The following is a 21439-nucleotide window of genomic DNA, read 5'->3' as shown; positions in this document are numbered from 1 at the left end:
CTGCTCTAGCCTTCTTCCAGAAGGAAGTTCCGAACGGCGGGATCGGTGGCGAGGCCCACCGCCCGCCGTTTCGCGTCCAGGGCCTCCTCGGCTGCACCGGCCCGCGCTGCGATAGCCGCAAGTGCGGCCCAATAGGGCTGATAGTCCGCCAGCCGCGCATCCGTTCCGGCTACCCGCAGCGCGGCGAGGCCGGCCGAGGGGCTTTCCACTTCCGCCAGCACCACGGCGCGGTTCACCGCGGCCACGGGCGATCCCGTCGCCGTCACCAGCGCGTCGTAGAGCAGCAGGATATCGCCCCAGGGCGTGCGCCCCAGCACCCGCCGCATCGCATGAGCCGAGGCGATCGCCGCCTCCCATTGATAGCGTCCCGGCTGCGCGAGTGTGGCGGCGCGGCGCAGCAGCGTTTCGGCCTCCGCCTGGCGTGCGGCGTCCCAATGCGCCGGGTCCTGCGCGGACAGGGGCACATAACGCCCTCCGCCGTCGCGCCCTGCCGGCCGGCGCGCTTCGAGATGCAGCAGCAGTGCGGCAAGGCCCTGCGCCTCCGCATCCTCCGGCACCATGGCGGCGAGCAGACGCGCGAGCCAGGCGGCCTCCCCGGCCAGCGTCCCGCCATCGGCGGGGTCTGCCGCACCGGCAGCATAGGCGGCGTAGATGGCGGCGAGCACCTCCGGCAGCCGTGCCGCGACATCTGTCTGGTCAGGCAGCCGGAAACGTGCGCCCGCTTCCTTCAAGCGCCGCTTCGCGCGGACCAGCCGTTGGCCCATCGCCGCCGGCGCGACCAGGAAGGCCGAGGCTATGCGCGCCGCGTCCAGCCCCAGCACCGTCTGCAGCATCAGCGGCGCCCGGGCGCCAAGTTCGACCTCGGGAGCGGCGCAGGCGACCAGCAGCGCCAGCCGGTGATCCGGGATCGCATCCGGCGTGGTCTCGGCCTCGGCCAGCGCCCGCCGCAGCACTTCCGGCGCGGCCTCGGTGGCGGTGGCGCGGCGGCGATGCGCGTCGGTCAGGCGCCGGCGCGCCGCCGTCAGCAGCCAGGCCTCAGGCCGTTCCGGCACGCCCGTCGCCGGCCAGGTGGCCAAGGCGGCGGCGAAAGCGTCGGCGAGGGCATCCTCGGCTGCCGCGAACCCGCCGCCCTGCGCGAGCAGGAAGGCGAGCAGCCGGCCATAGGAGTCGCGCGCCGCCCGTTCGGCCGCCGCGGCTGCGCTCATCGCGTCGCCGGATCCGGCCAGAGGGGACGGACCTCGACCGCGCCGTGTTCCGCGCCGGGGCAGCGGGCGGCCCAGCGGATCGCCTCCTCCATATCCGCGACCTCCAGCAGGAAATAGCCGCCGAGCTGCTCGCGCGTCTCGGCATAGGGACCGTCGAGCACCTGCGGTACGCCGCCCTGCATCCGCACCGTCGCGGCCTGGGCGACGGGCGCCAGGCGTTCGCCGCCCCGCATGACGCCGGCGGCCTTCAAGGCTTCCACATAGGCACCATAAGCGCCCAGCATTCGTGCCTGCTCGGCCTGTGGCATGCCGTCCCAGGCCGTCTCCTCCACCCAGATCGTCAGCATCGCCTGCATCGCATCATCCTCCATGCGCAGACGGCATCGTCGCCGCCACCATGATGACGCGCGAGGGGGGGCGGTTTCGACACAGCCTGATCCGGGCGGGCCGGAGAGGGGCCTTGTCTCTCCGGACCTCTGCCCGCCAGGGGGACCCATTCCCGTTGCAGCGCAACGCGGCTGGGCGCCCGCACAGGCCGAAAGGCGCTTGGAAACCTCGACCCGGTGCTCGGCGGCGCGGTTGCGATGATCGTCGGAATTCGCTCCTGCGCACCAAGCGCGATGGGACGTAGCGGACCGGCCGTGGTGCCCGGCGTAAATTGCCGGTGTTCCAGGGTGCACGGCACCTTGGCGGGGAGAGGCTTGAAGAGGAGCGCGGCCTTCTCAAATGGCGACCGTCATGCCGGGGTTCCGCTCCCCTTCAGGCGTCCCGGACGCCATGCCACGACCTCCCGCGGCCGCCGGCGCAGCGCGCGCGGCTAGCGGGTCGCCGGTTCCGCGCCGCTCTCCGCGCCATAGGCCCGCCGGATCACCTCGGCCGCGGCGGCGGCGGCGGCATCGAGTTCCGCCTCGCTCGGCGTCGGGGGAATGCCGAGGGCGCCACGCAGCAGCACGGTCCCGCGCAGCATCGAGATGAAGTGCTCCGCCGCCAGGCGCGGATCGGCGTCGGCGCGCAGCCGGAAGCGGCGCTTCTCCTCCTCCATCCAGGCCGTGACGCGGTCGCGGCCGGCGAGGGGTCCCGCCGCGTAGTAGGCGCGGGCCAAATCGGGGAAGCGTGTGCCCTCGCCCAGGGCGATGCGGAACATCGTCACCACCTGGGGGGCCAGGAAGAAGTCGAGCAGATGCCGGCCGAGCCGCCGCAGCGCCAGATCGAGCGGCGCATCATGTACGGCCGCGAGTTCCAGCGTCTCGGCCATCGCCGTGCAGCGATTGGCCACCACGGCGGCGAACAGCGCCTCCTTGCTCGTGAAATACGCGTACAGGGTGGCCTTGGAGACGCCGGCCTGGCGCGCGACCGCATCCATCGACACAGCGGCGTAGCCATTGTCGAGGAAGAGCTTCCCTGCGGCGTCGAGCACGGCGGCGCGCTTCGGGCTGCGATAGGTCTCGGCGGGGCAGGCGGTGGCGGACATGGCCGGAGATATGGCGCACATTGTCGGCCGGAACAAGACTGAACGGTTCAGTTCAATTTCTTCTTGACCGGAGGGGCTCATCGCATCAGATAGGCGCAACTGAACTGAACGGTGCAGTCCGATGCCCGAAGACAACCCTCCCGCCTCGCGCCGCAGGCTGCGTCGCCTTGCCCCGGTCCTGATGCTCGGCGCCCTCGTCGGCGGCGGCCTCGGCGGTAATTGGTGGATGCATGTCGGCCGCTTCCAGGAAAGCACCGACAATGCCTATGTGCAGGGCGACATTGCCGTGCTCGGGCCTGGCATTGAGGGCGACGTCGCCGCCATCCTGGTGAACGACAATGACACGGTCACCGCCGGCCAGCCGCTGATCCGCCTGGTCGATACGGAATGGCGCGCCCGTCGCGACGCTGCCGCCGGAGCGCTCGCCCAGGCCGTGGCGGGCACCGTCACCAACCGTGCCCGCATCGACCAGCAGCATGCCCAGATCGCCGAGGCGGACGCCCAGGTCGCCCAGGCCGTCGCCGAGCGCGACCGCGCCGTGCAGAACGCCGCCCGCTACGGCACCCTCGCCAATTCCGGCTATGGCAGCCGCGAGAATGCCGACCGGACGCTGGCCGATCGCCTGAAGGCCGAGGCCGCCCTACGGTCCGCGCAGGCCGTCGCCGAGGCCGCCCGCGCGGCCCTGCCGGTGCTCGAATCCGAATGCGCCGCCGCCGAAGGCAAGCGCGCGGAGGCCGCCGCAACCCTGGCCCTGGCGGAACGCAACCTGCAGCAGACCGTCATCAGCGCGCCCTTCGACGGCGTGGTAGGCAACCGTTCGGCGCAGCTCGGCGCGCATGTACGGCCCGGGCAGAACCTGATCGCCGTGGCGCCGCCGCCGGAACGGCAATGGGTGGTCGCGAACTTCAAGGAGACCCAGCTCGCCGGCATGCGCCGCGGCCAACCGGTGGAGCTGTCCTTCGACATCGGCGGCCCCGTCCTGCGTGGCCGGGTGGAGAGCCTCGCCCCAGCCACCGGCGCGCAGTTCAGCCTGTTGCCGCCGGAGAACGCGACCGGCAACTTTACCCGCGTCGTGCAGCGCGTGCCGGTGCGCATCGCCATTGCGCCGGGCCAGGACTCGGTGCGGCTGCGTCCGGGTCTTTCGGCGCGCGTCGAGGTCGATACCCGCGCGGACCCCAACGCCCCGGGTGGGCTGTTTGGTGCCGCGGCCGCGACCCTCGGCCTGAACTGACCACGCCATGAGCGCCACCGCCGCCCCGCCGCCGGTGACGGGCCGGCAATTCGCCGGCTTCATGGTGATGGTGCTCGGGATGTTCATGGCGATCCTGGACATCCAGATCGTCTCGGCCTCCATCGCCGACATCCAGGCCGGCCTGGCCGCCAGCCCCGACGAGGCCTCCTGGATCCAGACCTCCTACCTGATCGCGGAGATCGTCATGATCCCGTTGTCGGGCTTCCTGTCGCGGCTGTTGTCCACGCGCATACTGTTCTGCCTGTCCGCCGCGGGCTTCACGATCTTCTCGCTGGCCTGCGCGATGGCGACCTCGCTGCCGCTGATGATCACCTTCCGCGCGGCGCAGGGTTTCCTCGGCGGGGCGATGATCCCGACCGTCTTCGCCACCGCCTTCATCCTGTTCCAGGGGCCGCGCCGGGCGACCATGTCGGTGCTGATCGGCCTGACCGCGACGCTCGCGCCGACCATCGGCCCGACGCTGGGCGGGCTACTGACCGAGACCTTCTCCTGGCACTGGCTGTTCCTGATCAACGTGCCGGTCGGCGTGCTGATCGTCATCGTCGTCTCGCGCACCATGACGATCGACCAGGGCGACCGGTCGCTGCTCGCCCGCTTCGACTGGCTCGGCCTCGCGCTGATGGCGGCCTTCCTCGGCAGCCTGGAATACGTGATGGAGGAGGGGCCGCGCTGGAACTGGCTGGAGGATGAGACCATCGCGATGTTCGCGGTCGTCGCCACCGTCTCGGGCGCGCTGTTCTTCCACCGCGCCTTCACGCGCGACGAGCCGATCGTCGATCTCTACGCCTTCGCCAACCGCAATTTCGCGATCGGCTCGCTGTTCTCCTTTCTCGTTGGCATCTCGCTCTATGGCTCGGTCTACATCATCCCGCTCTTCCTCGGGCGTATCCGCGGCTACAACTCGCTGCAGATCGGCGAGACCATGTTCGTCACTGGCGCGGCGATGTTCCTGACCGCGCCCCTGGTCGGCCGCCTGTCACAGAAGCTCGACACGCGTGTGCTGCTCGGCATCGGGCTCGGCATCCTGGCGATTGCGCTGTGGTTGACGGCGCGGCTGACGGCGGAGTCCGGCTCGCTCGAGCTGATGCTGCCGCTCGCGCTGCGCGGCGTGGGCACGATGATGTCGATGGTGCCGGTGAACCAGCTCGCTCTCGGCACGCTGCCGCCGGCGCGCATCAAGAATGCCTCGGGTCTCTACAACCTGATGCGCAACCTCGGTGGTGCCGTCGGTCTCGCGCTGATCAACACGCTGGTGACGGATCGCAGCGCGGCGCATCGCCTGCACCTGGCGGAATCGGCGGGCTGGGGGCGGGCTGGCGCGACGGCATGGCTCGATTCCGTGACGGCGGGGATGACCGCGCGGCTCGGCGAAGCCCAGGCCGGGTTGGCCGCGCTGCGCCGCCTGTCGAACCTGGTGCAGCAGCAGGCGCTGGTGCTCGCGTACAACGACACGCTGCTGGTCATGGCGTTCTTTTTCGTGATGTCCCTGCCGCTGATCCTGCTGGTGCGGCGGCCCGGGGCGAGCGGCGGTGGCGGCGCGCATTGAAGCCCATGCAGGCGGCCGCTTCCGTTCATTGAGGCCGTCTATCGGTCCCGGTCAGGCGCCGCCTCGCCAACCCTGCGCGTGACGCCGGCTCCAAGTCAGCGTTTTCAAAGGCCTTTCGGCGGTTGGTGGAGGAGGTCCGGAGGGGGCGGAGCCCTCTCCGGTTCCACCTCCCCCTGAGCGTCCGACCTCGCCGGCCGTTTGCCGCGGCCGCGCCGCCCGTGCTAACCGCCCGCATCTTTTCGGCGCTGCTGCTGCGCCCGATGCGAAGGGTCCTGTCATGTCCGACCAGCCGATTCCGTCCCCGATCCCGAATGGCGGCATCGACCCCGCCACGGGGCCTGTGGTGCTGAACATCCAGTTCACCAAGGACCTCTCCTTCGAGGTGCCCGGCGCGCCCGAGATCTACCTGACCCTGCGCGAGGCGCCGCGCATGGACATCGCCCTCGACGTCCAGGCCCGCCGGCTGCAGGAAGGCCAGGAGACCTACGAGATCTCCCTACAGATCCGCGCCGATGCGAAGACCGCTGACGGCAAGACCGCCTTCATCGCCGAGCTGGTCTATTGCGGCATCTTCACCCTGAACGGCGTGCCGAACGAGATGCTGGAGCCGGTGCTGCTGGTGGAATGCCCGCGCCTGCTCTTCCCCTTCGCGCGCAACATTCTGGCCGATGTGACGCGTGACGGCGGCTTCCCGCCGGTGCTGCTGGCGCCGATCGACTTCGTCCAGCTCTGGCAGTCGCGCCGGGGCCAGTCCTCGGCAAACATGCCGATCGCGAACGCCTGAGCGGCGACCCGGGAGGCGATGCGGGCCCCGCCCGCATCAACCGGGGCAGCACCATGAGCCAGCGCCGCATTGCCATCGTGTTGTTCAACCTGGGTGGTCCGGACAGCCCGGAAGCTGTTCGGCCCTTCCTCACGAACCTCTTCACCGATCCGGCGATCCTGCGGGTGCCGGGTTTCATCCGACCCTTCCTCGGGCGCTACATCGCCTGGAAGCGGACGAAGCCGGCGCTGGAGAACTATGCGATCCTCGGCGGCAAGTCGCCGCTGCTGGAACTGACGGAGGGGCAGGCCCGGGCGCTGGAAGCGGCGCTGGCGGGCGATCCCGGCACGGCGTTCCGCTGCTTCGTCGCGATGCGCTACTGGCATCCCTTCTCGGACGAAGCGGCGCGGGAGGTGAAGGCCTGGCTGCCCGACGAGGTGCTGCTGCTGCCGCTCTACCCGCAGTATTCGACCACGACGACGGGCAGCTCCGTCACCGCCTGGGATGAGGCCTGCCGTGCCATCGGCTTCAGTGTGCCGACGACGACGCTGTGCTGCTGGCATTCGCATCCCGGCTTCGCGGCGGCGACCGCGGCGCTGGTCCGCCGGTCCTATGACGCGGCGCGCGCAACGCTGCCGGCCGATGTGCCGCTGCGCATCCTGTTCTCCGCCCATGGCCTGCCCGAGAGCATCGTGAAGGCCGGCGATCCCTATCAATGGCAGGTCGAGCGGAGCACCGCCGCCGTCGTCGAGGCGCTGGCGATCGACGGGCTGGACCATGCCATCTGCTACCAGTCGCGGGTGACGCCGGAGGTCTGGATCGGCCCGTCCACCGAGGCGGAAATCGAGCGCGCCGCCCATGACAAGGTCGCGCTGCTGGTCTGTCCGATCGCCTTCGTCTCCGAGCACTCGGAGACGCTGGTGGAACTCGACGTCGAATATGGGGAGCTTGCCCACAAGCTGGGCGTGCCCGGCTATTTCCGCGTCCCGGCGCAGAACAGCGATCCGGCCTTCATCGTGGCGCTGGCCGACATCGCGCGCGATGCGCTGGGCTCCGGCCGCGCCCTGTGCTCCTTCGCCGGCCCGCGGCAATGCCCGAAGCAGCACGGCGACTGTCCCCACGGCGCGGCCCGGATCGCCGCATGAGGCCCCAGGCCGTTCTCTTCGACTGCGACGGCGTCCTCGCCGACAGCGAGATGCTGGTGAACGCCATCGTCGCGGAACAGCTCACCGCCCTCGGCTGGCCGATGCAGGCGGCGGAGGCGCGCGAAACCTTCCTCGGCCTCGCCTTGCCCGACATGGTGCCGCGCATCGAGGCGCGGGTCGGGTCGCTCCCGCCCGGCTGGGCACAGGAGATCGCGATGCTGCTGGCGATCGAGATGACCCGGCGCACACCCGCCATCCCTGGCGCCGTCGAGGCGGTGCACCGCATCGTCGCGGCCGGCGTTCCCGTCGCCGTGGCGTCCAATTCCGGCCGCGCGGAGCTGATGGCCAAGATGCGCGGCCTCGGCCTGGCGACGGTGTTCGGCGACCGCATCTTCTCCTTCGAGGATGTCGACCGTCCCAAGCCCTGGCCCGACATCTACCTGGCGGCGGCAGCCTCCTGCGACGCGGCGCCCCAGGATTGCGTGGTCGTCGAGGACAGCGTGCCCGGCGTGCGCGCCGGCATGGCAGCCGGCTGCCGCGTGCTGGGCTTCGCGCATGAAACGCCGCGCGGCGTGCTCGCGGCGCATGGCGCGACCCCGTTCCTGGCGATGGACGAGCTGGACGCGCTGCTGGGGATCTGACGGCCCCTTGCAACCCTGGGCCGCTTCGGACGCTCTCCTTCCGAAGGAGAGACGGCCATGATGCTTCTGCTCGTCATCATACTGCTGCTGCTGGTCTTCGGCGGGGGCGGCTATTACGGCTACCGGTCCGGCTACTATGGGGGCGGTGGCTTCGGGGGAATCCTGGGACTCCTGCTGATCGTCCTGGTGCTTTACCTGATCTTCGGCGGCGCCTTCGTGTCCGGGCCGGTCGTGCCGTAGCGGCCGGGTTGCGGCACCGAAGCATTCCCGAAGAGACTGCGGCCCGGCCCATGGATGTTCGGGCCAGTCGCTTCGGGAGACACCATGGCGCAGCCGCAAGTTCCTATCGACGTGGATCCGGAGACCGGGATCTGGCGGACCGACGGCCTGCCGATGATCTACCTGCCCCGGCATTTCCTCGTGAACATGCAGAAGGCCATCGAAACCGCCATCGGCGCCGACGCCTATCGTGAGATTCTCTACACCTCGAGCGATCTCTCCGCGCTGCAATGGTGCCGGGCCGAGGCGAAGACCCACGGCCTCTCAGCGGTCGAGACCTTCCGGCACTACCTCAAGCGGTTGTCCCAGCGCGGCTACGGGCAGATGGACATCACCGCGCTCGACGCGGATGCCGGCACCGCCGCCGTCACCGTGCGGCATTCCGCCTTCGCACTCGGCTATGGGCCGGAGGCGGGCCGGACCGTTTGCTATACCTTCGAAGGCAGCTTCGCCGGCGGCATGCGCTATGTCCTCGAAACGGCAGGGCGGGCGGGAACGCCGATCTGCCGGGAGGTCGCCTGCGCCGCCGCGGGGCACCCCGAATGCCGCTTCGAACTAAGCTGCGAACCGGTGGCCTGACTTGGCGATGGCGGAACCGGGGAAGGGCTTTGCCCCTCCCCGGACCCCTCCCCACCAAAGGCCGCAGGGCCTTTGGAAACCGTCGCTGGGCGCTGTGCGCCGCTGGCAGGATGGCGTCGAGCCGCACTCGCGCACGAAACCCTTTGGGTCGGGGTGGCGTCGCCGTCGCGCCCCACCGCAGGCTCGGCGTCGTGCCCATTGCTCCTTCAGGCAGGTTGGCTTGCCTGCTTGCCTGGCATCAACTCAAGGTGTCCAGAGGCCCTCCAGCCGATGGGTCCATTGACGTTGCGCAGCAACGTCAATGGGATCCCGTGGCGGGGAGAGGGTTTGGAGAGGGGCAGAGCCCCTCTCCAATGCCACCGCGCGGGTCTCCCTCAGCCTCAATGGCTCGGATATAGCCGCGGATAGGTGATCTGGTCCGGCGGCCCCGGTGGGCGCACCGGTCCTACCTTGCCGCAGGCCGCCAGCAGCAGGGCCAGGGCCAGGGCCCCCAGGACCGTCCGTGTCATCCGAGCTTCGCCTTCCACTCCGCGGCCATGGCCGCGACATTCGCCGGCGCCGTCCCGCCATAGGAGGTGCGCGACCGCACCGAGGCCGCCACCGACAGCACGTCGTACACGCCTTCATGGATGCGCGGCTCGGCCTCGCGCATCTCCTCGATGGTCAAACCTGCGAGATCGACGCCGAGCCCCTCGGCCTTCGCCACCAGCGCGCCGGTCACATGGTGCGCATCGCGGAAGGGCATTTTCAGCTCCCGCACCAGCCAGTCGGCGAGGTCGGTCGCGGTCGAGAAGCCCGCCCCCGCCGCCGAGGCCAGGCGCCCCACATCCGGCTTCAGGTCGCGCACCATGCCGGCGACGGCGGCGAGGACCAGCGTCATGGTCTCGGCCGCGTCGAAGACGCCTTCCTTGTCTTCCTGCATGTCCTTGAAATAGGTCAGCGCCAAGCCCTTCATCACCGTCAGCAGGCCGACCAGCGCGCCGACCACGCGCCCGGTCTTGCCGCGCACCAGCTCGGCGGCATCCGGGTTGCGCTTCTGCGGCATGATGGAACTGCCGGTCGTGAAGGCATCCGACAGCTTCACGAACCCGAAATAGGGGTTCGTCCAGATCACGATCTCCTCGGCGAGGCGCGACAGATGCGTCGCGCACATCGAGCAGGCAAACAGGAACTCAGCCGCGAAATCGCGCGACGCCACGGAATCGAGCGAATTGCGCGTCGGCCCGTCGAAATCGAGCGCCTTGGCCGTCATGTGCCGGTCGATGGGGAAGCCCGTGCCGGCCAGCGCGGCAGCGCCGAGCGGGCACTCGTTCATCCGCGCGCGGCAGTCGCGCAGCCGCGACAGGTCGCGCGACAGCATCTCGACATAGGCGAGGAAGTGATGCCCCAGCGTGACCGGCTGCGCGGGCTGCAGATGCGTGAAGCCGGGCATCACCGTGCCGGCATGCTCCTCGGCGCGGGCGACCAGGGCACGCATCACATCCTCGATCTGGCCGGACAGCCCGTCGATCGCGTCGCGCACCCACAGGCGCACGTCCAGCGCCACCTGGTCGTTGCGGGATCGTGCCGTGTGCAGCCGCTTGCCGGCATCGCCGATCACGGCTGACAGGCGGGCCTCCACATTCATGTGGATGTCTTCCAGCGCCTCATCGAAGGGGAAGTCCCCCTTCTCGATGCGCGCGGCGATGTCATTGAGGCCGCGCCGTATTTCCGCCTCGTCTTCCGCCGAGATGATCCCTACATGCTTCAGCATCGCGGCATGGGCCAGGGAGCCGCGGATGTCCTGACGCCACATCTTGCGATCGAAGCCGATGGAGGCATTGATCGCTTCCATGATGGCGGAGGGGCCTTCCGCGAAGCGCCCACCCCATTGCCGATTGGCGTTGCTGCTCACTGGGGGATTGTCTTTCGTGCTGGTTCCGACGCGCCGTTCCATTCTCAAGGCCGCCCCGGCGCTGACGGCGGGCGGGACCCTACTCGGCACCCTTCCGGCGCGGCAAGGCTTGGCCGCCACGCCCCGCGGGCTGAACCGGCTGCGGGAGGAAGAGGCGACGCTGCCCCCCATCACCTTCACCGATGCCGAGGGCAAGGCCATCGCACCCTCCGACTTCCCGCAAAAGGCGCTGGTGATCAATCTCTGGGCGACCTGGTGCCCGCCCTGCGTGGCGGAGATGCCGTCCCTCGACCGCGCCGCGGCGGCGCTGTCCGCGGAGGACATCCTGGTGCTGCCGCTCTCCTCGGACCGCGGCGGCGCGCCGGTGGTCCAGGCCTTCTACGAGCGGACGCAGGTCCGCACCCTGCGGATCTGGCTTGATCCCCGCGGCACCGCGGCCCGGGCTCTGGGCGCGCGGGGCCTGCCGACCACCATCATCGTCGACCGCCAGGGGCGCGAGCGCGCGCGGCTGGAGGGCGATGCGGCCTGGGATGCGCCGGAGTTCCTCGCCGCCATCCGGCGCCTGGCCGGCCCGGCCCAGACCGACCCCACGCGTCGCGCTTGATTCCGGGCAACCGGCGGGCTCAGGCTGCGTTCGGGCCCCCGGGGATGCCGGTGCCATGAGTCACACGACCGCGAAACCATCGCTGACCGTGCGCAGGCGCCTGGTGCTGCATGTGCCGGGCTATGAACCCTTGAGTGGTGAGGCGCAGCGGCGCCGGCTGGCCCGCACCCTGGACCGCAGTGCTGCCGCCTGGGGTCTCGTCGCCAGCACGGGGCCGGGGGAGGTCTCGGCCGGCGGTACCGTGCATGCCTTCCAGGCGCGGCTGTCCGGCCCGGATTGGGCTACCCAGGCGGAAGTCCGCATCCTCGCCTGGGACGATCTGATCGCCGGCGATCTGGCCAAACCCATGCCCGTGCTGATCCCGAAGGGTCTCGGCGCCCTGGCAGGACTGCTGATGGATGGCACCCTGGCGCGCTACCGCGCCGCACATTGGCGATACCTCATCTTCGTGGCCCTGCCGTTGCTGGCGCTGGCCGGCGCGATATTGGGCGGCGTCCTGGCGGGGCTGCTGCTGGGCGGCTGGCGGGGCCTCGCCCTGGGTGTCGTGACCTTCACCGCCTTGGCCGTCGCAGCGGATCGCTGGCTGCATCTGCGTCATCTGATGGCCGACTGGGTCTTCGCCCGCGACCTCGCCCGTGGTGCCCGGCCGGACATCACGGACCGCATCACCTGCTTCGCCGACGAGATCATTGCCGCCCGCCGCAGGGATGTGGATGAGGTGGTGCTGACCGGCCACAGCCTTGGCATGGTGCTGGCGGTCGAGGCGCTGGCCGAGGCCCTGGATCGCGACCCCGATCCCCCCCGCACGGCGCCCCCCCTGGCCCTGGTCGGGCTCGGCTCCTCCCTGCTGAAGATCGCCCTGATGCCGGAGGCGGGCCGCCTGCGGGCCTCGGTGGGCCGGATCGCGGCGCTGCCGGGGCTGGCCTGGCTGGAATTCACCTCCCGACGCGACCTGGTCTGCTTCCATGGCGCCGACCCGGTCGCCGTGCTGGGTCTGCCGGGGCAGGGGCCGCGGCTCGAGCGCATCCATCCGCGTGCCATGCTGGACCATGCTGCCTGGTGCCGGGTGCGGCGGTCGATGCTGCGGGCGCACCGTGTCTATGTCACCGGCTGCGGCCGGCGGTATTTCTACGATTGGGGCCTGATCGCCTGCGGACCGGGTGCGGTGGGGCGTGACCCCTTCCCGGACCGGATGATCGGGCCCGATGGCGGCCTCGCCGCCCCGCCGCTGGAGCGCGCTGCGTGACGCCACTCATTGCGAAATTGCTGCATGCGGCCTGCATGGTCGCTTGGTGGATCATCCGTCTTCCTTTCGAGCGCAAGACACGCCGCAACGTGCTGCGCCGCGACGCCATGGACGGGCGGGAGAAGCTGCTGCTGCTCATCTCGCTGACCGGCCTCGGCATCATCCCTGGGATCTACATCGCGACCGGATTCCCGGCGGCGCTGGACCAGGCGTTTTCGGCGCCGCGCGCGGTCTTCGGGCTGGTGGTGTTCGTCGCCTCGCTGGCCTTGTTCCGCGCCACGCACAAGGCGCTCGGCCGGAACTGGTCGGTCACGCTGCAGGTGCGGGAGGAACATGCCCTGATCACCGCCGGCGTCTATCGCTTCGTGCGCCATCCGATGTATTCGGCCTTCTGGCTTTGGGCGATCGCCCAGGCCTTCACCTTGCAGAACTGGCTGGCCGGCCCGGCCGGGCTGATCGGCTTCGGCACGCTGTATTTCTTCCGCGTCGGGCGGGAGGAAACGCTGATGCGTGAAACCTTTGGCGCTGTCTGGGATTCCTATGCCGAACGAACCCCGAGAGTGATCCCCTTCCTCCGTTGATCATGACCATTCCGCCTTCGCCCGATCGGGCTGCATTGCCGCGCCGCGCCGCCATTGCCGGACTCCTCACGACCCTCGCCGCCTGCGGCCCGACGCGCCTCGCGCCCTTGGCCGGGCCGGCCCGCGGGCGCGTCATCGTCCTGCGCGGGCTGTTCAACGTCTTCTCGACCGGCATGAATGTGCTGACGGCGCAGCTCCGCGCCCACGACTTCGACGCCGTCGTGCACAACTACATCGACTGGCGGAGCCTCGCCGCCAATGTCGCCGCCGCCTCGCGCGACGGGACGCTTGCGCGGCCCTTCGCGATCATCGGCCATTCCTTCGGCGCCGACGACGCCGTGGCGATGGCGAACCACCTCGGCGGCATGGGCGTGGCGGTGGATCTGCTCGTCACCTTCGACCCGACGGCGGCGGCCCCGATCGGCCCTGGCGTCCTACGCGTGCTGAATTTCTATCAGGACCGGGACACCGCCTTCGTGCGCGTCCTCGCCGGCGGTCCCGGCTTCACCGGCGCGCTGGAGAACCGGCTTGTCGATGGCGAGTCCCACATCTCCATCGACAAGGACCGGCAGCTCCACGCCGTGATCATCGCACAGCTGGAATCGCTCGCCGCTGCGCGCCTGGCGCCATCGCCTGTCGTCGCGCCGATGAGCCCGGTCAGCTACCGGCCCCCGGCGCCGCCCTTGCCGCGCCCGCCCATCCCGCCGGTCAGGGCAGGTCGCTGAGTCGCCGTTCCAGCATCGCCCGCCACGGCGCATCCGCCGGCGTATCCGTCAGCAACGCCTGCCACTTCGCCCGAGCCTCGGCCGCCCGTCCGCCCTCCGCGTCGATCAGCCCGGCGAGGAAGCGCAGCCGCGGATCGGCCGCTTCCGCCGCCAGCCCGCGCGTGATCCAGGGTTCCGCCGCTGCGGCATTGCCGCGTTCCAGCTCCAGCTCCGCGATGTCACCAGCGATGTTCGCATCAAGGCGGATCGTCGCCGCCCGCTCCCAGGCCTCGATGGCGGCATCGGCCCGGCCGCGCCCACGCTCCGCATTGCCGAGCAGGATCCACCCCCGCCGCGCCTGTTCCGTGCCCTGGTCCAGCGCCGCGACCCGCGCCCGCATCAGCGCCATGATCTGATCGTCCCGCGCCTGCGCCTCGGCCCGCAGCGTATAGGGCGCCGACGGCATCCCAGGCGTCCCACGCAGCAGGTACAGCCCCAGTCCCGCCACCGCGAGCAGGCCCGGCAGCGCCAGCAACATCACCGCCCCGCGCCCCGTCGTCGGCGCCGCTTCCGTCCGGTCCGCCGCGGCGATCAACCGGCGCTGCACTTCCAGCGTCGCCGCGCGGTGCTCCGCCTCGTTCAGCCGCCCGACCTCCCGATCGCGATCCAGCTCCGCAAGCTGCGCGCGATACAGCGCCATGTCGGCCTCGCGCCGCCCCCGCGCCGCGCCCGGCTTCAGCAGCGCGTAGCCGAGCGGCAGCAGGGCGGTCAGCGCCAGAAGCGCCAGCAGAATCCAGAGCATCATGCCGCGCCGTCGCGCTCCAGTTCAGCGAGGCGCCTGCGCTCCGCCTCGGTCAGCGGCGCCGGCTCCGCCGCACTGCGCCGCCGCCGCGCAAAGATGGCGATCAGCCCGCCCCCCAGTGCGATGATCGGCATGGCCCACAGCAGCGCCGTGACCGCGTTGAAGGGTGGCTTCAGCAGCACGTAGTCGCCGTAGCGGTCGTGGATGAAATCCACCACCGCCGCATCGCTGTCACCAGCCGCGACGCGCTCCCGCACCAGGCGCCGCAGGTCGCGGGCCAGGTCGGCATCGGAATCCTCGATGGACTGGTTCTGGCAGACCATGCAGCGGAGCTCGCGGCCAATCGTCTCGGCACGGGATTCCAGCACAGGATCGGCGAGGCGGTCCTCGGGACGGCCAACGGCGGCGAGGGCGGGGAAGGTCAGGACCAGCAGCAGAAGAAGGACCGGGGAGGGATTTGCCCTCCCCGAGACCCCACCCACCAAAGGCCGAAAGGCCTTTGGAAACCTCCAGTCAGTCTGGCGCACCGGGCGCGACTGTCGGGCCCATCCGGCAGCGCAAAAATTGGGTTCCAAGGGCCTTTCGGCCGATGCTGGCCCCCATGGACGTTGCGCAGCAACGCCAATGGGTACCCGTGGTAGGGGGAGGTGCGGAGGGGGGCAAAGCCCCTCTCCGTGATGCGCGTGCCGCGGCATCACGCGTACCGCCGCAGCAGAGGGCGCAGCTCGTTCTCCAGCGTCTCCGCCAGGATGGGCCCGGCATAGCGCCAGCGGATGATGCCCTGCCGGTCGATCAGGTAGCTCTCCGGCACGCCATAGACGCCCCAGTCGATCGCGACACGCCCGGGCTCATCCACACCGAGCCGCGTGAAGGGATCGCCGCGCCGCCGTATGAAGGCCAGGGCATCAGCCGTCTTGTCCTTGTAGTTGATGCCGAGCACCGGCACGCCGTCGCGCGACAGGCGCATGAGCTGCGGGTGTTCGGCGACGCAGGGCACGCACCAGGACGCCCAGAAATTCACCAGCACCGGGCCGGGCAGGGGGCCGCGCAGATCGGCGGCGGACAGGCCGGGACGATCGGCGCCGTCCAGTGGCGGCAGGCTGAAATCCGGCGCGGTGCGGCCGATCAGTGCCGAAGGCACGCCGGTCGGATTGTAGCTGCCGGTTTGCAAGCCGCGCAGCATCACCCAGAAACCGGCGCCGGCCGCGGCGGCGAGGCCGAGCGGCGCATAGAGCATCCAGCGCCGGGACTTTCCTGTCTCGCTCATGCCGGCACCGTGGCGCCCTTGGGGGCGGGGGCGGCGACGCGCATGCGGCGGTCGGACAGCGACAGCATGCCCCCGAAGGCCATGGCGAGCCCGCCGAACCAGATCCAGGGCGCGAAGGGGTTGTGATGCAGGCGCAGCACGGCGGCGGTGCCGCGCTCCTCGCCCAGCACGGCGTAGAGGTCGCGCAGGGCGTTGGTGTGGATGGCGGCCTCGGCGGTGGTCTGGCCGTCGACGATGAAGGTGCGGCGTTCGGGGGTCAGCACCGTGACGACAGACCCATCCTTCAGCACCGTCACGGTCGCGCGGCGGGCGCGGTAGTTCGGGCCCGTCACATCCGACACGCCATCCATGCGCCATTCATAGCCGGCGAGGCGCGTGCTCTGGCCCGCCTGCAACTGCACGAGCGTGTCGGTCGCGACGCCCATGCCCGAGATGCCGGCCAGGCTGATACCGATCGCGCCATGTGCGATGGCCGCGCCCCAGGCCGCGCGCGGCAGGGCCAGGGCGCGCCGGAACGCCTGACCCGGCCGGCGGAACAGCGCGATGCGGTCCGCGATATCCGCCGCCGCGCCGAAGATCAGCCAGGCGGCGAGCGTCATGCCGAGCACCGGCCACACCGGATACCCCGCCACGGCCAGCGTGACGAAACCGATCGCCAGCGCCGCCACCGCCGCCCACCACAGACGTTGCAGTACGGCCCAGAGATCCGCCCGCTTCCACGGCATCATCGCGCCGATCGGCATGGCGATCACCAGCGGAATGGCGAGCGGCGCCGTCGCCGAATTGAAGAAGGGCGGGCCGACGGAGATGCGCGCCCCGGTCAGGATATCCGCGAACATCGGCCACAGCGTGCCGGCCAGCACCACCGCGGCGATCGAGCAGATCAGCAGGTTGTTCAGCACCAGCGCGCCTTCGCGCGAGATCGGCGCGAAGATCCCCGTGGGCGCGAGCCTCGGCGCGCGCCAGGCGAACAGCGCGAAGGCCCCGGCGACATAGACCATCAGCAGCGCCAGGATGAACACGCCGCGCGCCGGATCATTGGCGAAGGCATGCACGGAATTCAGCACGCCCGATCGCACGAGGAAGGTGCCCAGCAGCGACATCGCGAAGGCGAGGATCGCGAGAAGCACCGACCACACCTTCAGCGTGTCGCGCTTCTCGACCACGATCGCGGAATGCAGCAGCGCGGTGCCGGCGAGCCACGGCAGCAGCGAGGCGTTCTCGACCGGGTCCCAGAACCAGTAGCCGCCCCAGCCGAGCTCGTAATAGGCCCACCAGGACCCCATGGTGATGCCGACCGACAGGAAGCACCAGGCGCCGAGCGCCCAGGGGCGTACCCAGCGCCCCCACGCCGCGTCCACGCGCCCTTCGAGCAGCGCCGCGATGGCGAAGGCGAAGGTCACCGCATAGCCGACATAGCCGAAGTAGAGCGTCGGCGGATGCATCGCCAGGCCCGGGTCCTGCAGCACGGGATTGAGTCCCCGCCCATCCGGCACCGGCGGCCACACGCGCGTGAATGGGTTCGAGGTGAACAGGATGAACAGTAGAAACCCGACCGCGATCCACCCCAGCACGCCGATGACCCGCGCCTTCAGCGCGGTCGGCAGGGCGCGCCCGAACAGTGCCACCGCCGCCCCGCAGAACGACAGGATCAGCACCCAAAGCAGCATGGAACCCTCATGGTTCCCCCAGGTGCCGGAGATCTTGTAGATCAGGGGCTTCGCCGAATGGCTGTTGGCGACGACGTTCACCACCGTGGTGTCGTTCACCACATAGGCCCAAACGAGGCACAGGAACGCCGCACCCACGGCGACGAGCTGCCCGAGCGCGAACGGCACTGCCGTCCCCATCAGCCGCGCATCCCGCCGCGCCGCGCCGACGACCGGCAGCACCGACTGCGCGATGGCAAGCACGCAGGCCAAGGCGAGGGCGAAATGGCCGAGTTCCGGGATCATGCGGGGCGTCTCCGATGGCGCCGGGCTTGGTTGGTGGCGCGCGGGTGGATTGGAGAGGGACGCCGCCCCTCTCCAAACCTCACCCCGCCAGGGTGCCGTGCACCCTGGACCGCCGGAACTTGGCGCCGGGCACGACTGTCACGTTGACGGGCCGAAGTACGCCGCAGGCGCGACGGCTGGTCTTCGGGCGTGGCGCATCCGGCGTATTCGCGAATTTCCTGCTGCGCCCGGCGCCAGGTATCGGTTTCCAAAGGCCCTGTGGCCTTTGGTGGGGTGAGGTCCGGAGAGGGGCAAAGCCCCTCTCTGGTCCACCCGGCGCCGCTCAGCGCCGCCATCACCCTCCGACCCGCCCTTGCCGCGGTGCGGTATTCCAGCTCGCCGCCGGCGGGGCCGCGCCCTCCGACGGGTTCCAGTGCCCGGTGCGGCGCAGCGCGTCCGCGACCTCGGGCGGCATGTAGGTTTCGTCGTGGCGGGCGAGGACTTCGGTCGCGCGGAAGCTGCCATCGGGTTGCAGCTTGCCCAGGGTGACGACGCCCTGGCCTTCGCGGAACAGGTCCGGCAGCACGCCGGCATAGGTCACGCTCACGGTGTTCGGCCCGTCCGTGACGCGGAAGGTGGCGGTGGGGCGGCCATCGGCGCCGGTGTGGCGCTCGACGGACCCGGCCTCGACCAGGCCGCCCAGGCGGAAGGCGCGGTCGCCGCCGGGGTGGCGCGCGGCGACGTCCGAGGGCGAGAGGAAGAAGACCAGGTTGTCCTGGAAGGCCGTCAGCGTCAGGGCGGTGGCGGTGCCGAGCCCGAGGCCTGCGAGCAGCAGGACCATCAGGCGGCGCTTCTTGCGGGTCATGACTCTATGCCTCGGCGACCGGTGCGATCCCCGGCACCGTGCAGATAGGCCGGCTTGTGCGCCGCCTTCTTGACGCAGCGCAAGTCACGAACGGTCACCGCGCGGGTCGAGCTTCGCCAGCATCCGCTTCGCCGTCCGGTGCCGCAGCGCGGCGCCGCCGGCGAGTGCGCCGAACACCACGGCCGTCAGGGCGTAGGAGATCAGGACATGCCACCAGTGCAGGGTCATGCCGGGGTGGCGTCCTCGCGCCGGGCGCGGGCGAGTTGCAGGGCGCGGACGCGGCGTTCCATGACGGCGGCGCGGGTGCGGGCCAGGACCACGGCGGCGAAGAGCAGCGTGTAGCCCAGGGTGCAGACCAGCAGCGGATAGAGGATGTCCACATGCATCGCCGGCGCGCCCATGCGGGTGACCGAGGCCGGCTGGTGCAGCGTGTTCCACCAGTCGACGCTGAACTTCACGATCGGCACGTTCACGAAGCCGACCAGGGCCAGGATCGCCCCGGCGCGGGCCCCACGTTCCGGATCGTCGAAGGCGCGCACCAGCGCGGCGTGGCCGAGCCAGAGGAAGAACAGCACGAGGACCGAGGTCAGCCGCGCATCCCACACCCACCAGGTGCCCCACATCGGCTTGCCCCACAGGCTGCCGGTGGCGAGGCACAAGGCGGTCGCGGCGGCGCCGACGGGCGACAGCTCCCGGGCGGTGAGGTCGGCCAGCGGATGCCGCCAGATCAGCGACATGACCGACAGGATGGCGAGGCCCGTGTAGCCCCCCATGGCCAGCCAGGCCATCGGGACATGGACGTACATGATGCGGACCGTTTCGCCCTGCTGCCAGTCGGGCGGCGAGAAGACCAGCGCCCAGGCCACGCCGAGGGCCAGCACGGCCAGTGCCGCCGCCCACAGGACAGGCATCAGCCGCCCCGTGGCGCGCAGGAAACGGCCGGGATTGGCGAAGCGGTGCAGGTTGCGCCCGCCGGCCGGGCGAGGCGCCGCGGCTCCGGGGCCGAGGGTGAGGGGTCCGTCCACGCGCCCTGATTAGGGGATTGCCGCCGGTTATTGAAGCGCCGTAGGTGCGATGGGGACCGAGGGGGATGCGGATGCTCTTCGCCGTGACGATCGAGGACAAGCCCGGCATGGGCGCGACCCGCCGCGCCGTGCGGGCCGCGCATCTCGACTGGCTGGACCGGCACCGGGCGATGTTGGTCATCGCCGGCCCGATCATGGATGCCGAGGGCAATTCCATCGGCTCGGTCCGCGTGATCGAGGCCCCGGACCGGGCGGCGGTGGAGGCTCTGACCGAGGGCGATCCCTTCGCCAAGGCCGGCTGTTTCGCGCGGGTGTCGATCAACCCCTATCGCATCGTGTTCAAGGATGGAGCCCTGTCGGAATGAATCACTGGCTCGTCAAATCCGAACCGGACGCCTTTTCCTGGGACCAGCAGGTCGCCAACGGCGTCGAGCCCTGGACCGGCGTGCGCAACCACATGGCCAAGGCGAATCTGGCGGCGATGAAGAAGGGCGACCTCGCCTTCTTCTATCATTCCAATGTGGGGAAGGAGATCGTCGGCGTGGTCGAGGTGGTCCGCGAGGCCTATCCCGACCCTTCGGCGGAGGAAGGCAGCCCCTGGGTCTGCGTGGACATGAAGGCGGTCGGGCCGGTGCCGAAGCCGGTGACGCTGGCGGACATCAAGGCCGAGCCGAAGTTGGAGGGCATCGCCCTGGTGCGCATGTCGCGCCTGTCGGTCATGCCGATCTCGCCCGAGCACTGGAAGGTCATCGCGAAGATGGGCGGATGGAAGGGCAAGTGACCGGCGAAAGGGTGCTCTGCGCCCTGGAGGACATCCCCGACGGCAATTCCAAGGGGTTTCCGGCCGCCCCCGGCGGCTTCGTCGGGCTGTTCGCCGTGCGGCGCGGGGACCAGGTCTGGGTCTATGTGAATTCCTGCCCGCATATCGGCGTGCCGCTCGACCCCGTGCCGGATCGGTTCCTGGATACGAAGAAGCTGCACATCCTCTGTTCGACCCATGGCGCGCGTTTCCGGGTCGAGGACGGCTTCTGCACCCAGGGTCCCTGCTACGGCGAATCGCTGGAGGCCGTGCCGCACCGCATCGACGACCACGGCCGCGTGCTGGTGCCGGAGGATGCCGGGCTGTAGGCCCGGCCGCCATCGCTTCGCCACGCCTGCCTTGACCCCGCCGCGATCGCCCCGAAAGGACCTTGCCGCCGCCGCGGACGGGCCCCGGCCGCGGGGTCAACTCCTCCTTGCGCTCGGACCAACACAGGAGGACCAGATGCGCCAGATCTCCCGGACCGCCTTCCTCGCCACCGGCCTCGTTCTCGCCGTCGCCCCGGCCTTCGCCCAGGGCGGCAGCCCGGCCGTCACGGGCACCGCGCCCGCCGCTCCCGCCGCTGCCGCGCCCGCGCAGACCCAGCATCAGACGCAGGCCCAGCCCGCGCGTCCGGCGACCGGCACGACCCAGGCGACCCGCCCGGCGACGCCGCACAACCCGGCTGGCTCGGTGACCGGTTCGGCCCAGCGTCCCGCGACGCCGTCCGCGCCGCAGACGGGCGCCACGACCACGCCGCGGACCGACCAGCGCAGCCAGGCGACGCCTGCCACGCCAGCGCCCTCGCGCACCAACTGACGCCCCTCACCCCTCCCG

Annotated in this window: 27 protein-coding genes; 15 read left to right on the top strand and 12 right to left on the bottom strand. The window is 70.6% G+C overall.

Annotated elements, in window-relative coordinates; translation table 11 throughout:
* Positions 1 to 5: 5 nt before the first annotated feature.
* From KPL78_RS19985 to KPL78_RS19975, 3 genes are all read right to left on the bottom strand, one after another.
* Positions 6 to 1205, bottom strand: a complete 1200-nt coding sequence (locus tag KPL78_RS19985) for an RNA polymerase sigma factor (RefSeq protein ID WP_219764764.1) — start codon at positions 1203 to 1205, stop codon at positions 6 to 8.
* A complete protein-coding gene (locus KPL78_RS19980) occupies positions 1202 to 1576 on the bottom strand; it encodes a YciI family protein (protein WP_219764763.1) in 375 nt (124 codons plus the stop codon). Before KPL78_RS19980 ends, KPL78_RS19985 begins: the two co-directional genes overlap by 4 nt.
* A gap of 446 nt (positions 1577 to 2022) precedes the next feature.
* On the bottom strand, positions 2023 to 2676 hold the full coding sequence (locus KPL78_RS19975) for a TetR/AcrR family transcriptional regulator (protein ID WP_219764762.1): 654 nt from the start codon (positions 2674 to 2676) through the stop codon (positions 2023 to 2025).
* A 121-nt stretch (positions 2677 to 2797) separates the two neighbouring features.
* Between KPL78_RS19975 and KPL78_RS19970 the strand changes: the two genes are divergently transcribed.
* The 7 genes from KPL78_RS19970 (at position 2798) to KPL78_RS19940 (ending at position 8881) form a co-directional block, all read left to right on the top strand.
* Positions 2798 to 3907, top strand: coding sequence for an HlyD family secretion protein (locus tag KPL78_RS19970; protein WP_219764761.1), 1110 nt, complete (start codon positions 2798 to 2800; stop codon positions 3905 to 3907).
* A gap of 7 nt (positions 3908 to 3914) precedes the next feature.
* Positions 3915 to 5474 (top strand): DHA2 family efflux MFS transporter permease subunit, encoded by a 1560-nt coding sequence (locus KPL78_RS19965; protein ID WP_219764760.1) that lies wholly within the window; start codon positions 3915 to 3917, stop codon positions 5472 to 5474.
* A gap of 277 nt (positions 5475 to 5751) precedes the next feature.
* On the top strand, positions 5752 to 6258 hold the full coding sequence (secB, locus tag KPL78_RS19960; RefSeq protein ID WP_219764759.1) for a protein-export chaperone SecB: 507 nt from the start codon (positions 5752 to 5754) through the stop codon (positions 6256 to 6258).
* Between the two features lie 53 nt (positions 6259 to 6311).
* The gene (gene hemH, locus KPL78_RS19955) at positions 6312 to 7382 is read left to right on the top strand and encodes a ferrochelatase (RefSeq protein ID WP_219764758.1); all 1071 of its coding nucleotides are present in this window, start codon (positions 6312 to 6314) and stop codon (positions 7380 to 7382) included.
* Positions 7379 to 8023 (top strand): HAD family hydrolase, encoded by a 645-nt coding sequence (locus KPL78_RS19950; protein ID WP_219764757.1) that lies wholly within the window; start codon positions 7379 to 7381, stop codon positions 8021 to 8023. The genes hemH and KPL78_RS19950 overlap by 4 nt, the downstream gene beginning before the upstream one ends.
* A 57-nt stretch (positions 8024 to 8080) precedes the next feature.
* On the top strand, positions 8081 to 8263 hold the full coding sequence (locus KPL78_RS19945) for a DUF3309 domain-containing protein (RefSeq protein ID WP_219764756.1): 183 nt from the start codon (positions 8081 to 8083) through the stop codon (positions 8261 to 8263).
* 84 nt (positions 8264 to 8347) lie between these two features.
* Positions 8348 to 8881 (top strand): 4-vinyl reductase, encoded by a 534-nt coding sequence (locus KPL78_RS19940; RefSeq protein WP_219764755.1) that lies wholly within the window; start codon positions 8348 to 8350, stop codon positions 8879 to 8881.
* Positions 8882 to 9261: 380 nt separating this feature from the next.
* Here KPL78_RS19940 and KPL78_RS30340 read toward each other — a convergent pair whose 3' ends face one another.
* A complete protein-coding gene (locus tag KPL78_RS30340) occupies positions 9262 to 9390 on the bottom strand; it encodes a hypothetical protein (RefSeq protein WP_255569240.1) in 129 nt (42 codons plus the stop codon).
* Positions 9387 to 10817, bottom strand: coding sequence for an argininosuccinate lyase (gene argH, locus KPL78_RS19935; RefSeq protein ID WP_219764754.1), 1431 nt, complete (start codon positions 10815 to 10817; stop codon positions 9387 to 9389). The genes KPL78_RS30340 and argH overlap by 4 nt, the downstream gene beginning before the upstream one ends.
* On the opposite strand from argH, the gene KPL78_RS19930 reads away from it, so the two are divergent.
* From KPL78_RS19930 to KPL78_RS19915, 4 genes are read left to right on the top strand one after another with little or no spacing between them, the layout of a single operon-like run.
* Positions 10792 to 11379 (top strand): TlpA family protein disulfide reductase, encoded by a 588-nt coding sequence (locus KPL78_RS19930; protein ID WP_369412789.1) that lies wholly within the window; start codon positions 10792 to 10794, stop codon positions 11377 to 11379. The two genes, argH and KPL78_RS19930, sit on opposite strands and share 26 nt — an antisense overlap.
* 55 nt (positions 11380 to 11434) lie before the next feature.
* Positions 11435 to 12625, top strand: coding sequence for a hypothetical protein (locus KPL78_RS19925; RefSeq protein ID WP_219764753.1), 1191 nt, complete (start codon positions 11435 to 11437; stop codon positions 12623 to 12625).
* Positions 12622 to 13206 carry a protein-S-isoprenylcysteine O-methyltransferase gene (locus KPL78_RS19920; RefSeq protein WP_219764752.1) on the top strand — a complete coding sequence of 195 codons (585 nt, stop codon included), beginning with the start codon at positions 12622 to 12624 and terminating at the stop codon, positions 13204 to 13206. Before KPL78_RS19925 ends, KPL78_RS19920 begins: the two co-directional genes overlap by 4 nt.
* Positions 13207 to 13208: 2 nt before the next feature.
* Positions 13209 to 13931, top strand: a complete 723-nt coding sequence (locus KPL78_RS19915) for a thioesterase domain-containing protein (protein WP_219764751.1) — start codon at positions 13209 to 13211, stop codon at positions 13929 to 13931.
* Here KPL78_RS19915 and ccmI read toward each other — a convergent pair.
* The 7 genes from ccmI to KPL78_RS19880 all read right to left on the bottom strand — a co-directional run bounded on the left by ccmI (position 13915) and on the right by KPL78_RS19880 (position 19803).
* Positions 13915 to 14715 carry a c-type cytochrome biogenesis protein CcmI gene (gene ccmI, locus KPL78_RS19910; RefSeq protein ID WP_219764750.1) on the bottom strand — a complete coding sequence of 267 codons (801 nt, stop codon included), beginning with the start codon at positions 14713 to 14715 and terminating at the stop codon, positions 13915 to 13917. The two genes, KPL78_RS19915 and ccmI, sit on opposite strands and share 17 nt — an antisense overlap.
* Positions 14712 to 15194: a cytochrome c-type biogenesis protein gene (locus KPL78_RS19905; RefSeq protein WP_408904492.1), complete on the bottom strand. Its 483-nt coding sequence runs from the start codon at positions 15192 to 15194 to the stop codon at positions 14712 to 14714. The genes ccmI and KPL78_RS19905 overlap by 4 nt, the downstream gene beginning before the upstream one ends.
* Before the next feature lie 212 nt (positions 15195 to 15406).
* A complete protein-coding gene (locus KPL78_RS19900; protein ID WP_219764748.1) occupies positions 15407 to 15979 on the bottom strand; it encodes a DsbE family thiol:disulfide interchange protein in 573 nt (190 codons plus the stop codon).
* Positions 15976 to 17934 carry a heme lyase CcmF/NrfE family subunit gene (locus tag KPL78_RS19895; protein WP_219764747.1) on the bottom strand — a complete coding sequence of 653 codons (1959 nt, stop codon included), beginning with the start codon at positions 17932 to 17934 and terminating at the stop codon, positions 15976 to 15978. Before KPL78_RS19895 ends, KPL78_RS19900 begins: the two co-directional genes overlap by 4 nt.
* Before the next feature lie 334 nt (positions 17935 to 18268).
* Positions 18269 to 18778: a cytochrome c maturation protein CcmE gene (gene ccmE, locus KPL78_RS19890; protein WP_219764746.1), complete on the bottom strand. Its 510-nt coding sequence runs from the start codon at positions 18776 to 18778 to the stop codon at positions 18269 to 18271.
* Positions 18779 to 18862: 84 nt separating this feature from the next.
* Entirely contained in the window at positions 18863 to 19006 is a 144-nt protein-coding gene (gene ccmD / locus KPL78_RS19885) for a heme exporter protein CcmD (RefSeq protein WP_219764745.1), read from the bottom strand.
* On the bottom strand, positions 19003 to 19803 hold the full coding sequence (locus tag KPL78_RS19880; RefSeq protein WP_408904490.1) for a heme ABC transporter permease: 801 nt from the start codon (positions 19801 to 19803) through the stop codon (positions 19003 to 19005). Before KPL78_RS19880 ends, ccmD begins: the two co-directional genes overlap by 4 nt.
* 65 nt (positions 19804 to 19868) lie before the next feature.
* Between KPL78_RS19880 and KPL78_RS19875 the strand changes: the two genes are divergently transcribed.
* The 4 genes from KPL78_RS19875 to KPL78_RS19860 all read left to right on the top strand — a co-directional run bounded on the left by KPL78_RS19875 (position 19869) and on the right by KPL78_RS19860 (position 21421).
* Positions 19869 to 20168, top strand: a complete 300-nt coding sequence (locus KPL78_RS19875) for a YciI family protein (RefSeq protein WP_255569238.1) — start codon at positions 19869 to 19871, stop codon at positions 20166 to 20168.
* A complete protein-coding gene (locus tag KPL78_RS19870; RefSeq protein ID WP_219764744.1) occupies positions 20165 to 20584 on the top strand; it encodes an EVE domain-containing protein in 420 nt (139 codons plus the stop codon). The genes KPL78_RS19875 and KPL78_RS19870 overlap by 4 nt, the downstream gene beginning before the upstream one ends.
* Positions 20581 to 20931, top strand: a complete 351-nt coding sequence (locus KPL78_RS19865) for a Rieske (2Fe-2S) protein (protein WP_369412788.1) — start codon at positions 20581 to 20583, stop codon at positions 20929 to 20931. Before KPL78_RS19870 ends, KPL78_RS19865 begins: the two co-directional genes overlap by 4 nt.
* Positions 20932 to 21067: 136 nt before the next feature.
* A complete protein-coding gene (locus KPL78_RS19860) occupies positions 21068 to 21421 on the top strand; it encodes a hypothetical protein (RefSeq protein ID WP_219764742.1) in 354 nt (117 codons plus the stop codon).
* Positions 21422 to 21439 lie beyond the last annotated feature (18 nt).

Source organism: Roseomonas alba, from assembly GCF_019430885.1.
In the GTDB taxonomy this organism is placed as follows: domain Bacteria; phylum Pseudomonadota; class Alphaproteobacteria; order Acetobacterales; family Acetobacteraceae; genus Neoroseomonas; species Neoroseomonas alba.
This window is presented reverse-complemented; position numbering and strand designations above follow the sequence as displayed.

What these genes read in the sequence shown, in the direction of transcription:
- KPL78_RS19985 (WP_219764764.1), bottom strand. Translation starts at nt 1,205, where the DNA reads ATGAGCGCAGCCGCGGCGGCCGAACGGGCGGCGCGCGACTCCTATGGC.
- KPL78_RS19980 (WP_219764763.1), bottom strand. Translation starts at nt 1,576, where the DNA reads ATGGAGGATGATGCGATGCAGGCGATGCTGACGATCTGGGTGGAGGAG.
- KPL78_RS19975 (WP_219764762.1), bottom strand. Translation starts at nt 2,676, where the DNA reads ATGTCCGCCACCGCCTGCCCCGCCGAGACCTATCGCAGCCCGAAGCGC.
- KPL78_RS19970 (WP_219764761.1), top strand. Translation starts at nt 2,798, where the DNA reads ATGCCCGAAGACAACCCTCCCGCCTCGCGCCGCAGGCTGCGTCGCCTT.
- KPL78_RS19965 (WP_219764760.1), top strand. Translation starts at nt 3,915, where the DNA reads ATGAGCGCCACCGCCGCCCCGCCGCCGGTGACGGGCCGGCAATTCGCC.
- secB (WP_219764759.1), top strand. Translation starts at nt 5,752, where the DNA reads ATGTCCGACCAGCCGATTCCGTCCCCGATCCCGAATGGCGGCATCGAC.
- hemH (WP_219764758.1), top strand. Translation starts at nt 6,312, where the DNA reads ATGAGCCAGCGCCGCATTGCCATCGTGTTGTTCAACCTGGGTGGTCCG.
- KPL78_RS19950 (WP_219764757.1), top strand. Translation starts at nt 7,379, where the DNA reads ATGAGGCCCCAGGCCGTTCTCTTCGACTGCGACGGCGTCCTCGCCGAC.
- KPL78_RS19945 (WP_219764756.1), top strand. Translation starts at nt 8,081, where the DNA reads ATGATGCTTCTGCTCGTCATCATACTGCTGCTGCTGGTCTTCGGCGGG.
- KPL78_RS19940 (WP_219764755.1), top strand. Translation starts at nt 8,348, where the DNA reads ATGGCGCAGCCGCAAGTTCCTATCGACGTGGATCCGGAGACCGGGATC.
- KPL78_RS30340 (WP_255569240.1), bottom strand. Translation starts at nt 9,390, where the DNA reads ATGACACGGACGGTCCTGGGGGCCCTGGCCCTGGCCCTGCTGCTGGCG.
- argH (WP_219764754.1), bottom strand. Translation starts at nt 10,817, where the DNA reads ATGGAACGGCGCGTCGGAACCAGCACGAAAGACAATCCCCCAGTGAGC.
- KPL78_RS19925 (WP_219764753.1), top strand. Translation starts at nt 11,435, where the DNA reads ATGAGTCACACGACCGCGAAACCATCGCTGACCGTGCGCAGGCGCCTG.
- KPL78_RS19915 (WP_219764751.1), top strand. Translation starts at nt 13,209, where the DNA reads ATGACCATTCCGCCTTCGCCCGATCGGGCTGCATTGCCGCGCCGCGCC.
- ccmI (WP_219764750.1), bottom strand. Translation starts at nt 14,715, where the DNA reads ATGATGCTCTGGATTCTGCTGGCGCTTCTGGCGCTGACCGCCCTGCTG.
- KPL78_RS19900 (WP_219764748.1), bottom strand. Translation starts at nt 15,979, where the DNA reads ATGAGCGAGACAGGAAAGTCCCGGCGCTGGATGCTCTATGCGCCGCTC.
- KPL78_RS19895 (WP_219764747.1), bottom strand. Translation starts at nt 17,934, where the DNA reads ATGATCCCGGAACTCGGCCATTTCGCCCTCGCCTTGGCCTGCGTGCTT.
- ccmE (WP_219764746.1), bottom strand. Translation starts at nt 18,778, where the DNA reads ATGACCCGCAAGAAGCGCCGCCTGATGGTCCTGCTGCTCGCAGGCCTC.
- ccmD (WP_219764745.1), bottom strand. Translation starts at nt 19,006, where the DNA reads ATGACCCTGCACTGGTGGCATGTCCTGATCTCCTACGCCCTGACGGCC.
- KPL78_RS19875 (WP_255569238.1), top strand. Translation starts at nt 19,869, where the DNA reads ATGCGGATGCTCTTCGCCGTGACGATCGAGGACAAGCCCGGCATGGGC.
- KPL78_RS19870 (WP_219764744.1), top strand. Translation starts at nt 20,165, where the DNA reads ATGAATCACTGGCTCGTCAAATCCGAACCGGACGCCTTTTCCTGGGAC.
- KPL78_RS19860 (WP_219764742.1), top strand. Translation starts at nt 21,068, where the DNA reads ATGCGCCAGATCTCCCGGACCGCCTTCCTCGCCACCGGCCTCGTTCTC.